The sequence below is a fragment of the Achromobacter sp. GW823-FHT04E03 genome (assembly GCF_058796095.1).
In genome coordinates this window covers 33,056-45,529 of record NZ_JBXAIJ010000008.1, presented here as the reverse complement: position 1 = coordinate 45,529, position 12,474 = coordinate 33,056, and the positions used below count along the sequence as shown (strand labels likewise).

Here is a 12,474-nt window from a genome sequence, read left to right as displayed (position 1 = left end):
CTGGTTCCTGCCTCAGAAGCCCATCACGCTGCGGTAATAGCTGTACATGGAGCGGATCGCGGCTTCCGAGATCAGCGTGTTGGAGGTGCCTTGCTTGCCGGACTCCAGCTTCAGCACGTTGACGTCGGTGCTGGCGCGGCGCACGCCTTCCTGCACGAACTTCATGGCTTCGTTGTCTTCCAGGCCGAGGAAGCCGGCCGGCCCCATCAGGTTGCCCTGGCGCAGACGATGGCGCTCCATCTCGGGCGTGTCGTCCTCGTAGCCGAACATGGTCCATTGCATGATCATGCTGTCGGGCCCGTTGGGCACGATCTGGCGCACGCCCAGCGTGTTCATTTCACGTTGCACGATCAGGTTGGGCCAGACGGTCTGCATGGTGACCGACCAGGGCGAGTCGAATTCCTTGACGAACTCCAGGAAGCGGTCGTCCTGCAGGTGCAGGCCGTCGTGGAAGGAGCGCATTTCCTTCTTGTTCTCTTCGCTGACGTTGGCGTACTTGTCCTCGCTCTTGGCCGAGGCCATGGTGCCATGGCGGCCATGCACCGGATCGACCAGCATGGCGGACTTGTTGCCCGCCACCAGCAGCCCGAACACCACCAGGAACGAATGCAGCAGGGTTGCGTGGTACGGATCCTTCAGGTTCTCGTGATACATCTTCCAGTTGCACGGCAGCTCGTTGCGGTAGTAACCGTGGATCTTGAGCTTCTTGCCCGGGAAGACGGTGTCGAAATCGGCCAGGATTTCGGGTGTCAGGTATTCCTCGATGGGTTCGACCTCATCGCTGTAGGACGCGAAGATGACGCCGTTGCGCGTGGTGACGCGCAGCTTGCGCAGGCCGTGGTCTTCGTTCTTGAAGTCCTTGGGCATGCCGCCCTCGCGGTTCACGCCGCGCTTGAAGGGGATGCCCTGCAGATTGCCCTTCAGGTCGTAGGACCACTGGTGGTAGGGGCAGACGAATTCCTTGGCGTTGCCCTGGCTGTGGCGGCAGAACTCCGCGCCGCGGTGGGCGCAGCGGTTCTCGAACACATTGACCGAGCCGTCTTCGGCGCGCGACACCACCACCGGGGTCGGCCCCACATAAGACCGCTTGTAGTCGCCCGGGTTCGGCAGCTCGGCTTCCAGGGCCACGTAGTTCCAGGTCTTGCCGTGGAAGATCTTTTCCACTTCCTGGTCGTAGACGGCGCGGCTGGTGTAGACCCAGTCGGGGATGTAGTGCAGCGCGTCTTCCGGCCAGACACAGTCGGCCAGGGCGGTGTCCTTGGACGCCATCGTAAGGCCGATGACGGTTTGCGATTGATACATGAAAAGCTCCTGTCGATGCGGGGGCGGTAATGGTGGGGTCAGGACGCGGCGGCGTTTTGCTGGCAGGCTTTCACCAGCGGCTTGAGCGCCACGGTCTCGTCGGCATAGCGCTCGGGATCGATGGCGATGCCTTGTTCGAACAGCACGCGCAGCTGGCGCAGATCGCCGCCGGCGTTGATGGCGATGGCGTGCACCGGCACGCCGTCGCGGTGGCCCAGCCAGATGAACTTGGGCGCCTCGGCCTGCGCCTGGGGCACGCCGCGGCAGGCATAGACCAGGTCCGGCTGGGGCAGGCCCAGCATCTGCACGTTGCAGCCGTATTGGTCCGTCCAGAACCACGGATAGGGCTCGGCCGGCGCGGGCTGGCCCAGCATGCCGGCCGCGGCCGCGCGCGCCTGTTCGTTGGCGTTCTGCCAGGACTCCAGCCGCAGCGCCATGTTCAGGTGACGCCGGTGCTGGCTGGCGCAATCGCCCGCTGCATATAAATATGGGTCGCTGCTGCGGCAGGCGGCGTCCACCGCGATGCCGCCATTGGCGGGATCCAGCGCCAGGCCGGCTTGCGCGGCCAACGATACGTCGGGCACCAGGCCGATGGCCACCACCACGACGTCGGCCTCGATGGAGGGCGCGTCCTGCAGTTCTATCGTGAAGCGCGCCTGATGCCGGGCAGCGGCATCCGCATGGGGCTGCCAGTCGGTGCGCGCGATGCGCGCGTCCAGGCGCAGGTCCACGCCGGCGTGGCGGGCGCGTTCGGCCAGCCAATCCGACAGGGCCGCGGGCAGCACGCGTTCCAGCAGGCGGGGCGCGCTTTCCAGCACGGTGACCGCGGCCCCCAGGGCGCGCGCGGTGGACGCCACCTCCAGGCCCAGGAAGCCGCCGCCGATGACGGCCACGCGCGCCTGCGGCGTGAGACCGGCGCGTAGCGCCACGGCGTCGTCCAGCGTCCGGATGTAATGCACGCCCGGCGTGCCGCGGGGCAGGCTGGGCAGTTCGCGCGCGCGCCCGCCGGTGGCAAGCAGACAGCGGCTATAGGGGAGGCTGCGGCCGTCGGCCAGTTCGACCAGACGGTTGGCAGCGTCGATCTGCAAGGCCTCCATGCCGGTCAGCAGCGTGACCCCTTGCTGTTCATAGAAGTCCTGTGGATGCACCGCCGTCTGGCCGTGCGCGCCGGGGCTTTGCAGCACGTCCTTGGACAGGGGCGGGCGCTCGTAGGGCGCGTGCGTTTCCTGGCCGATCAGCGTGATGGGGCCTGCGTGGCCCAGGCCGCGCAGCGTGGCCGCCGCCATCGCGCCGGTCTGGCCGGCGCCGATGATGAGGATCGGGTCTGCGTCAGCCATGGTCAGCCTTGCAGGTTGGCATAGATGTCCTGGCCTTCGACCTTGACCGGATAGATGCGGATGCCGGTGGTCGCTGGCGCGCACATGGCCTGGCCGGTGCGGATGTCGAATTTGGCCTGGTGCAGCGGGCATTCGATGCAGCCGTCTTCCAGATAGCCGTCGGACAGCAGCGCGTAGGCGTGGGTACAGACATTGTCGGAGGCGTGGAATTCGCCTTCGACGCGATACAGCGCAAGCTGTTTTTCGCCGGCGACGACGGGGATCACCTCGTCGTCTTCGGTCAGTTGGTCGGTAGAAGCAATGCGGATCCAGTTCATATCAACTCGCTCGTCAGTATGCTGAGTAATTGTCGTCAGTGTACTGCCTAAAAAAACAAGTCAGGAGCTAGGGATTTCCCCGACAAGCGGCGGGTCGAAGGGCGGCGGCGGGGGCCTATTATGCACGGCGTTCGCGGCGCGCAATCGCCGCCGCCCGCTATATGTAAGGAGTACCCGCAAATAGCCCTCGGGCCCTTGAAAAAAATCCGCCGGAATGAGTGCAAACCCAGGCGTTTCGCGGGTGTCGGCAGTGGGGATTTACCTTGTTGACACTCAAAATTACTGTCAGTATGCTGATCAACAATTCAGTGTGCTAACGTTTTTTTCGGATGTACGCGAGTGGCGTTGGCATGAGTTGAGGCGGGTCCAAGGGGACTCAATCGAACTAGATCGGGAGCAATGAATGCAACGACGCCGTTTCCTCGCACAAGCCGCCGGCGCGGCCGGCGCGGGCCTCGCCACCGTGGGCATGCCCGCCGTCGCGCAATCCGCGCCATCGGTGCGCTGGCGCATGTCCACCAGCTGGCCCAAAAGCCTGGACACCATCTACGGCTCGGCCGAAGAACTCTGCAAACGCGTGGCGCAGCTGACCGACGGCAAGTTCGAGATCCGCGCCTTTCCTGGCGGCGAACTGGTGCCCGCGGCGCAGAACATGGACGCGGTCAGCAATGGCACGGTGGAATGCAACCACGTGCTGAGCACGGCCTACATTGGCAAGAACACGGCGCTGACGTTCGACACCGGCCTGTCCTTCGGGCTGAGCGCGCGCCAGCACAACGCGTGGATCGCCTACGGCGGCGGCTTGAAAATGCTGCGCGCGCTCTATAAGAAGTACAACATCGTCAATCACGTCTGTGGCAACGTGGGCGTGCAGATGGGCGGCTGGTACCGCAAGGAAATCAAGTCGGTCGCCGACCTGAAGGGCCTGAACATGCGTATCGGCGGCATCGGCGGCATGGTGCTGTCCAAGCTGGGCGCGGTGCCGCAGCAGATCCCGCCGGGCGACATCTATCCCGCGCTGGAAAAGGGCACCATCGACGCGGCCGAATGGATCGGCCCCTACGACGACGAGAAGCTGGGCTTCAACAAGGTGGCGCCGTACTACTACTCGCCGGGCTGGTTCGAAGGCAGCGCCTCGATTACCAGCATGGTGCACGACAAGGCATGGGAAGCCCTGCCGCCGGCCTACCAGGCAGCGTTCGAGGCGGCGGCCGGCGAGCAGACCATGCGCATGCTGGCCAACTACGATGCGCGCAATCCGCTGGCGCTGCGCAAGCTGATCGCCGGCGGCGCCAAGGTCAGTTTCTTTCCCAAGGAAGTGATGGACGCGGCGTACAACGCCTCGCAGGAACTGTGGGCCGAACTCTCGGCCAAGAACCCGGACTTCGCCGCCATCTTCCCCGATTGGAAGAAATTCCAGGCCGAGCAGGCGGCTTGGTTCCGTGTGGCTGAAAGCCCGCTGGACAACTACACCTTCGCCGCCGTGGCGAAGGCCCAGGCCAAGTAACCAGTGTCCTGCCCCGCAGATACGCCCGCACGAAATCCCCCCATGAACGTCAGGGCGTCGTTGCAAATCCTCGCGATACCTTCGGGTATCGCTGCGGTTTGCGCCTAGCCCGATGCTCGTGGAGGAATTTCGCCAGGCGGGCGCATCTACGGGACAGGACACTAACAGGAGATAAAGGGTAGTCATGACGACAGCAAACGCCGATACGCACGGCCGGCCAGGCAAGCCGCAGGGAGTGGGCGCGCGGGTGCCGCGCAAGGAGGACGCGCGCCATCTGCACGGCAAGGGCAATTTCGTGGCCGACATGGCCATGCCCGGTCTCTGCGAGGTGGCCTTCCTGCGCAGTCCGCTGGCGCATGCGCGCATCGCTTCGGTGCGCGTGGCCGAGCAGATCGCGGACAAGGCGTTTGTGCGCCAGGCCATGGCCGATGCGCGCGACATCGTGGCGGATTCCACCTTGCCCAGCTACCAGGTGTCGGCCCAGCCGCCGCTGGCCTCGGGCAAGGTGCGCTTCGTGGGCGAGCCCGTGGCCATGGTGTTCGCGCCGACCCGCGCCGAAGCCGAGGACTACGCCGAGATGATCGAGGTCGACTACGACGACCTGCCGGTGTATGCGGACGTCGTCAGCGCCCAGGCGGCCCAGGGCGATTTCGTGCACGAGCAGTGGCGCGACAACGTCTTCGTCACCCTCAATGTCGACAAGCAGTTCGATGAGCTGGCAGCGCAGGCGGACGTGGTCGTGCGCCGCAAGATCGACCTGTCGCGGCAATGCATGGTGCCGATGGAAGGCAAGGCGGTGCTGGCCTACTGGGACCACCAGGCCGACCAGCTGGTGGTGGTCAGCGCGACCCAGGTGCCCCATATGATCCGCAGCGTGCTGGCCCAGTGCCTGGACCTGGAGCAGGGCCGGGTGCGGGTGGTGTCGCCGGACGTGGGCGGCGCCTTCGGCTACAAGTGCGTGCTGCAGCAGGAAGAGCTGTGCGTAGCCTGGCTGGCCAAGACCTTCAAGAAGCCGTTCCGCTTCATCGAAGACCGCCGCGAACACCTGACCGCGGGCGCCAATTCGCGCGAGCACCATTATGAAATGGTGGCCTACGCGGATCGCCGCGGCAAGCTGCTGGCGTTGGACGCCAAGATCACCATCGACGGCGGGGCCTATTCGGTCTGGCCGTTCACCATCGGCCTGGAACCGGGCCAGGCCATCGGCAACCTGCCGGGACCGTATGCATTCAAGGGCTATCGCTGCGTGACGCGGGCGGTGGCCACCAACAAGCCGGGCTTCGTGCCGTATCGCGGCGTGGCGCGCACGGGCGTGTGCTTCGCCATGGAATTGACGATGGACGCGATCGCCCGCGAGGTCGGACGCGAGCCTTGGGAAATCCGCCAGGAAAACCTGGTGCAGGGCGAGCAGATGCCCTACGTCAACGTCACCGGCAAGCACCTGGACAGCGGCGATTATCCCGCCAGCCTGCAACAGGCCATGGACATGATAGGGGTGGACGCGATCCGCGAACGCCAGCGCCAGGGCGAGGCCGACGGCCGCCTCATTGGCGTGGGGCTGGCGACGTACACCGAACAGGCCGCGCACGGCACCTCGGTGTTCGCGGCCTGGGGCACGCCCGTGATACCGGGCTTTGACCAAGCCACCGCGCGGGTCACGCCGGACGGCGGGCTGGAACTGCGGGTCGGCGTGCATTCGCACGGGCAGGGCATGGAGACCACCTTCGCCCAGATCGCCAATGAAATCCTGGGCGTGGACGTGGCCAGCATCAAGCTGCTGCATGGCGACACCGGTCAGACGCCGTTCTCCACCGGCACCTACGCCTCGCGTTCGCTGGTGATGTCCGGCGGCGCCGTGTCGCAGGCCTGCAAACGCCTGCTGCCGCGGCTCACGCATATCGGCGCGCATCTGCTGCAGGCCGATCCCGCCAGTGTGACCTGGAACGGCGACCGGCTGGAAGCCGGCGGCAAGTCGGTGTCGGTCAAGGACGTGGCCGACGCCTGGTACTTGCGGCCGCAATTGTTGCCGCCCGACGTGGACGCCGCTGGCCTGGAAGTCACCGTGGGCTACAAGCCCAAGGTCGACACCGGCTGTTTCACCTATGCGACCCATGCGGCGGTGGTGGCGGTGGACCCGGGCACGGGCGGCGTGGAAATTCTGGATTATGTGGTGGTGGAGGACTGCGGGACCATGATCAATCCCATGGTGGTCGAAGGCCAGACCATAGGCGGCGTGGCCCAGGGCATAGGCACCGCGTTCTACGAGGAAACACCTTACGACGACAACGGCCAGCCGCTGGCCTCGACCCTGGCGGACTACATGCTGCCAGGCGCCACCGAGGTTCCGAACATGCGCCTGCACCACTTCGAGACGCCGTCGCCGCATACGGAGTTCGGCGCCAAGGGCATGGGCGAGGGCGGCGCCATCGCGCCGCCGGCGGTGCTGTTCAACGCGGTCAACGACGCGCTGCGGCCATTGGGCGCAGTCGAACTGCTGCGCACGCCGCTGTCTCCAACCCGGGTGTTGGCCGCCATCGCTCAGGGCAGCCGCAAGACCGCAACCGTCGCCACGGAGGTGACGGCATGAAGGCCGCTGCATTCGAATACTCCCGCCCGGACACCCTGCAGGACGCTTTGCGGGCGCTGCGCGGGCACGAGGGCCGCGCCAAGCTCATGGCTGGCGGCCAATCGCTGGGCCCCATGTTGAATCTGCGCCTGGCGCGTCCGCCCGTCGTCATCGACATTTCCGGCCTGTCCGAACTGCGCACGGTGTCGCGCCAGAATGGCAAGCTGCGCGTCGGCGCGGCCGTGACCCATGCCGAGATCGAGGACGGCGTGCACGAACTGCTGCGCGGCACGCCCATGCAGCAGGTGGCGCCGGGCATCGCCTATCGCGCCATCCGCAACCGCGGCACGCTGGGCGGCAGCCTGGCGCATGCCGATCCGGCGGCCGACTGGGTGCTGACCGTGGTCGGCCTGGGCGCGACGCTGGAGATCGCGGGGCCGGACGGCGTGCGCATGCTGCCGGCGGAAGACTACATGCAGGGCGCCTATACCACCGGGCTGCGCGAAGACGAGCTGATCGCCGCCGTGCACATCCCGGAAGCCGGGCCGCAGGCGCGCTGGGGCTACTACAAGTTCTGCCGCAAGACCGGCGAGTTCGCCGAGGCCAGCTGCGCCGCGTGGTTCGATCCGTCCTCGAAGACGGCGCGCATCGCGGTGGGGGCCCTGGACGGCGCGCCCAGATTGCTGCCCCAACTGGCCGCGCGCATCGCGCAGCAGGGGCTGGCGGGCCTGGATGAAGCGCTGCTGGCCAGCGAGCTGGCCGGCGTCATGCAGGACAAGGATGAACACCATCGCAAGCTGCACGGGACCGCGGTGACGCGCTGCCTGGCGCAGGCCTTGGGTTGACAGGAATGAGCATGGTTCAGGTGACATTGGAAGTAAACGGCAAGCGCGTATCGCACGAGGCGCCCGCGCGCATGCATCTGGGGGATTTCCTGCGGGATCAGGCGCGCCTGACCGGCACCCATCTTGGCTGCGAGCACGGCGTCTGCGGCGCCTGCACGGTGCTGGTGGATGGCGCGCCGGTGCGCTCCTGTATCTCGTTCGCGGTGGCCTGCGAAGGCCGGCAGGTGACCACCATAGAGGGCTATGACGCCGATCCGGTGATGCAGCGGCTGCGCGCCGCCTTTACCAAACACCACGCCCTGCAATGCGGCTATTGCACCCCGGGCATGTTGGCGACCTCGCGCGATATCGTGCTGCGCCTGCCGGATGCGGACGAAGGCCGGGTGCGTGTGGAGCTGTCCGGCAATCTGTGCCGCTGCACCGGCTACATGGGTATCGTCGCCGCGGTCATGTCGGTGCTGGCCGAACTTCGGGAACAGCCCGACCCTGCGGTGGAGGCGCTGCGCGCCGCCCAGGCGCAGGGGCGCGGCGCCGCGCCTGCGGCGGAAAAGCCAGTGGCATTCGCGGGATTCACGCCGGCGGCGGCCAGCCAGCCTGCCGCAAGCGCGGCTGCTGCTGCGGCCGCTCCGGCCTCCGCCCCGACCGGCAAGAAAGAAGGCAAGAAGGAAGGCCGGGGCAGCCAGATCGACGGCGGCTTCACGGTGCCTTTCCCGGCTGCGGAGGTCTGGGCATTCATGGTGGATCTGCCGGCCCTGGCCAGCTGCCTGCCGGGCGCCTCGATCGAGGAGCACGAGGGCGACCGGGTCAAGGGCAAGATCGCGATCAAGTTCGGCCCCATGTCCGCCGCCTTCAATGGCGCGGCCCGCCTGGAACGCGACGACGCGGCCATGCAGGCGGTGTTTCGCGGCGCGGGGCAGGACTCGCTCAGCCAGTCGCGCGCCAACGGCGACATCACGTATCGCCTGGAGGCGCTGTCGGCCAACGAGACGCAGGTCCACGTGAACCTGCTGTATTCGCTGCAGGGGCCGCTGGCGCAGTTTTCGCGTTCGGGCCTGGTGCAGGACTTCGTGCGCCGCATGATCGCGGACTTCGGCAACAACGTCACGGCCAGACTGCGCCGACCCGCTGCCGCGGGTGAGGCGCCGGTCCAGGCCAGCTTCAATCCCACAGCCATGTTCTTCAGCGTGCTGTGGGCGCGCATCAAGCGGTGGTTCGGCCGCGGCGGCTGAACACGCGGGGTACCAGCGGCCGCGGGGCGCGGCCGCGCTGTGTCGGCACATAACGGGGAAAATCATGCTCGCGGTATTCGCAAGAAACTGGCGCAACGCGTTGTTGGGCCTGGCTGCTGTCGCGCTCAGCGCGCCCGCCTGGTCCCAGGCTTTGGAGCCTTTGAAGGTGCGGCTGGATTGGACGCCCTGGGGCGTGCACGGCGCATTCCATCTGGCGCAGCAGAAGGGCTGGTACAAGCAGGCCGGCCTGGACGTGACGCTGGAGGACGGCAATGGATCCGTGACGACGGTGCAGATCGTTGGCGCCGGCGACAGCTTCGATCTGGGGCATGCCGCCCTGGCCTCGGCCATGATCGCCCGCGAGAAAGGCATGCCGGTCAAGGCCGTGGCTGTGTTCGCCAGGCAGAGCGACATCGGGCTGCTGGTGCCGTCCGATGCCGGCATCACCGGCCCGGCGCAGCTCAAGGGCAAGAAGGTGGCCTATACGGCGGGCTCCTTGGAAGCGCCGTTCATCGATGCCTTCCTGGCCGCGGGCAAGCTCAAGAAGAGCGACCTGGAACTGATCAACGTGGACGCCGCCAGCAAGGCGTCGACCTATGCCGTGGGGCGGGCCGACGCGGCATTCTCCACCATTCCGTTCTTCCTGCCCGTGGTGTCGCAGAATCGCCCGTCCAGCGCGGTGCGCTTCGCCGATTTCGGCCTGAACATGCCCAGTTTCGGCCTGTTCGCCAATGAGTCCAAGCTGGCGCAGCGGCGCGACGCCATCGCGCGCTTTGCGAGCGTCAGCGCGCGGGCCTGGGAGTACATCTACGCCGGTCACCAGGACGAGGCGGTCGCCGCCATCCTGGCGCAGCGGCCGCAGGCCCGGTTGGACAAGAAGGTGCTGCGCGGGCAGATCGACGCCTTGCAGCCGTATTTCGGCCAGCCGGCGGCGGGCGCGCGGCTGGGCGCCATCGTGCCGCAGGACTGGACGCAGGCCGTCGCCACCTTGTCGACGGTCGGGCTGATCAGCGCCGGCGCGCAGCCCGCCACGTTCTATGCGCCCGACCTGGTGCATCCGGAACGCTACGACAGCCTGGTGCAACCATGACGCAGTGGGCCGTGTCCGCAACGGACGTGCGCAAGCGCTACCCCGGCGCGGCGGGGGTGGAAGCGCTGGCGTCGGTGTCGGTCGATGTGCCGCGCGGCCGCTTCGTCAGCATCCTGGGACCCAGCGGCTGCGGCAAGAGCACCTTTCTGCGTTGCGTGGCCGGGCTGGAGACCGTTTCCAGCGGCGAGCTGCGGGTGGAGGGCGTGCCCGTGCAGGGACCGCCGGACGGCATGGGCATGGTGTTCCAGCGCGACGCGCTGCTGGAGTGGCGCAACGTGCGCCGCAACATCCTGCTGCCGGTGGAGTTTGCGCACAAGCCGGTGGCCGCCTATGCCGACAAGGTGCGCGCGCTGCTGGCCCTGACCGGGCTGGAAAAGTTTGCCGAAAGCTATCCGCGCGAACTGTCCGGCGGCATGCGGCAGCGCGCCGCCATCTGCCGGGCGCTGGTGGACGATCCGAAGCTGCTGCTCATGGACGAACCGTTCGGCGCGCTGGACGCGCTGACGCGCGACCAGATGAACGTCGAGCTGCAGCGGATCTGGATGGAAACGCGCAACACGGTGTTGTTCGTGACGCACGGCATCGCCGAGGCGGTATTCCTGGGCGACGTGGTGATGGTGTTCTCGCCGCGCCCGGGCCGGATCCTCGAAACCATAGAAATCGACCTGCCGCGGCCCCGGCCGCTGGCGTTGCGCGAGACGCCGCAATTCGGCGAATACGTGCGGCACATCCGCGGCATGTTCCAGAGCATGGGCCTGATAGATGAGGGCGCGCGCGCCGCGTCCGGACTGGAGTCCGTCCAATGAGCGCGCTCTTGAAAGGGGCGGGCCGGCGCATGGCCGGGCTGGTGTCGGTGCTGGTCTTCCTGCTGCTGTGGGAAGCCGCCGCGCGGATTTTCCATGTGCGCGCCATCATGCTGCCGCTGCCCGGCCAGGTGGCGCTGGAGCTGGCCGCGGAATGGAGCTGGTATGCCGGCCACGCCGCCTACACGCTGATGACCACGCTGGCGGGCTTTGCGCTGGCAGTGGTGGCCGGGGTGGCGATTGCCGTCATGCTGGTGGGGTCGCGCTGGTTCGAACGCTTCATCTATCCCCTGATCGTGGCGCTGAACAGCGTGCCCAAGGTCGCCATCGCGCCGCTGTTCGTGATCTGGATGGGCACGGGCGCGGAACCCAAGATCGCCATCGCCTTCCTGATCGCCGTGTTCGCGATGATCGTGGACACCGTCCATGGCCTGCGCTCGGTGCCGCAGGACGTGCTGGACCTGGGGCGCGTGCTGAAGGGTTCGCGGCGCGATTTCTTCTTCAAGGTGCGGCTGCCCAGCGCGTTGCCTTCGATCCTGGCGGGCATGAAGGTCTCGATTTCGCTGGCGCTGGTGGGCGCCATCGTGGGCGAGTTCGTGTCCTCGCAGCGCGGTTTGGGCTACGTGATCATGAGTGCCCAGGGCACCTTCGACACGGTGCGGGTGTTCGCCGCGATCTTCGTGCTGGCCCTGATGGGCATGCTGCTGTTTGCCTTGCTGGTGTGGCTGGAACGGCGCCTGACGCCCTGGCTGCGGCACCACCGCGAAGACGATTGATGGGTTCAAGCCCGGGGCACCACGGGCTGAATGTGGGGCAGGTGCGTGATTAGAAACGATTCTGGGGAAAACAGATGCAAGCACTACTCGCCTTGTCGCGTGGCATAGACGCGATCAATCTACGCATGGGCCGGGCCGTGTCCTGGGTCACGCTGCTGGTTGTGCTGGTCAGCGCCGGCAACGCCATCATGCGCAAGATATTCCACGACAGCTCCAACGCCTGGCTGGAGCTGCAGTGGTACATGTTCGGCGCCATGTTCCTGCTGACCGCAGGCTACACCCTGCTGAAGAACGACCACGTCAGGGTGGACATCATTGCGTCGCGGCTGTCGCGCCGCGCGCAGATCGGGATCGAGATCTTCGGCGTGCTGTTCTTCCTGATGCCGGCCTGCCTGCTGATCATGTACCTGTCCTGGCCGGTGTTCATGGATTCGTACCTCAGCAACGAATATTCCTCCAATTCGGGCGGACTGATCCGCTGGCCGGTGAAGCTGCTGATTCCGGTGGGCTTCGCGCTGCTGGTGCTGGCCGGGCTGTCGCACCTGATCAAGTGCGTGGGCTTCCTGATGGGACGTTGCCGCGATCCGCGCGAACGCGAGGGAGCCAAGAGCGCGGAAGAAGAACTGGCCGAGGAAATCGCCCGCGAAGCGCAAGCGCGCGAGGCGGCCGCGCAGAACGAACTGAACAACAAGGGTCGCTGAT

General features: G+C 66.8%; 11 protein-coding genes. 8 read left to right on the top strand and 3 right to left on the bottom strand.

Features of this window, described 5'->3' with window-relative positions:
* Positions 1–12: 12 nt before the first annotated feature.
* From AC1RHV_RS30585 to AC1RHV_RS30575, 3 genes are read right to left on the bottom strand one after another with little or no spacing between them, the layout of a single operon-like run.
* Entirely contained in the window at positions 13–1,302 is a 1,290-nt protein-coding gene (locus AC1RHV_RS30585) for an aromatic ring-hydroxylating dioxygenase subunit alpha (RefSeq protein WP_119451812.1), read from the bottom strand.
* A 38-nt stretch (positions 1,303–1,340) separates the two neighbouring features.
* On the bottom strand, positions 1,341–2,639 hold the full coding sequence (locus AC1RHV_RS30580) for an NAD(P)/FAD-dependent oxidoreductase (protein WP_492302652.1): 1,299 nt from the start codon (positions 2,637–2,639) through the stop codon (positions 1,341–1,343).
* Between the two features lie 2 nt (positions 2,640–2,641).
* Positions 2,642–2,956 carry a non-heme iron oxygenase ferredoxin subunit gene (locus tag AC1RHV_RS30575; protein ID WP_492302650.1) on the bottom strand — a complete coding sequence of 105 codons (315 nt, stop codon included), beginning with the start codon at positions 2,954–2,956 and terminating at the stop codon, positions 2,642–2,644.
* Positions 2,957–3,359: 403 nt separating this feature from the next.
* Here AC1RHV_RS30575 and AC1RHV_RS30570 point away from each other — a divergent pair, with 403 nt between their 5' ends.
* The 8 genes from AC1RHV_RS30570 (at position 3,360) to AC1RHV_RS30535 (ending at position 12,473) form a co-directional block, all read left to right on the top strand.
* Positions 3,360–4,463: a TRAP transporter substrate-binding protein gene (locus AC1RHV_RS30570; RefSeq protein ID WP_054459047.1), complete on the top strand. Its 1,104-nt coding sequence runs from the start codon at positions 3,360–3,362 to the stop codon at positions 4,461–4,463.
* Between the two features lie 184 nt (positions 4,464–4,647).
* Entirely contained in the window at positions 4,648–7,050 is a 2,403-nt protein-coding gene (locus AC1RHV_RS30565; protein WP_175163642.1) for a xanthine dehydrogenase family protein molybdopterin-binding subunit, read from the top strand.
* Positions 7,047–7,874 carry an FAD binding domain-containing protein gene (locus AC1RHV_RS30560; RefSeq protein WP_119451809.1) on the top strand — a complete coding sequence of 276 codons (828 nt, stop codon included), beginning with the start codon at positions 7,047–7,049 and terminating at the stop codon, positions 7,872–7,874. Before AC1RHV_RS30565 ends, AC1RHV_RS30560 begins: the two co-directional genes overlap by 4 nt.
* A 5-nt stretch (positions 7,875–7,879) precedes the next feature.
* Entirely contained in the window at positions 7,880–9,103 is a 1,224-nt protein-coding gene (locus AC1RHV_RS30555) for a xanthine dehydrogenase family Fe-S subunit (protein WP_492302647.1), read from the top strand.
* Between the two features lie 64 nt (positions 9,104–9,167).
* A complete protein-coding gene (locus AC1RHV_RS30550; RefSeq protein ID WP_054459060.1) occupies positions 9,168–10,193 on the top strand; it encodes an ABC transporter substrate-binding protein in 1,026 nt (341 codons plus the stop codon).
* Positions 10,190–10,999: an ABC transporter ATP-binding protein gene (locus tag AC1RHV_RS30545; RefSeq protein ID WP_054459062.1), complete on the top strand. Its 810-nt coding sequence runs from the start codon at positions 10,190–10,192 to the stop codon at positions 10,997–10,999. Before AC1RHV_RS30550 ends, AC1RHV_RS30545 begins: the two co-directional genes overlap by 4 nt.
* Positions 10,996–11,772, top strand: coding sequence for an ABC transporter permease (locus AC1RHV_RS30540; protein WP_054459065.1), 777 nt, complete (start codon positions 10,996–10,998; stop codon positions 11,770–11,772). The genes AC1RHV_RS30545 and AC1RHV_RS30540 overlap by 4 nt, the downstream gene beginning before the upstream one ends.
* A 74-nt stretch (positions 11,773–11,846) precedes the next feature.
* A complete protein-coding gene (locus AC1RHV_RS30535) occupies positions 11,847–12,473 on the top strand; it encodes a TRAP transporter small permease subunit (RefSeq protein WP_054459069.1) in 627 nt (208 codons plus the stop codon).
* Position 12,474: the final 1 nt, after the last annotated feature.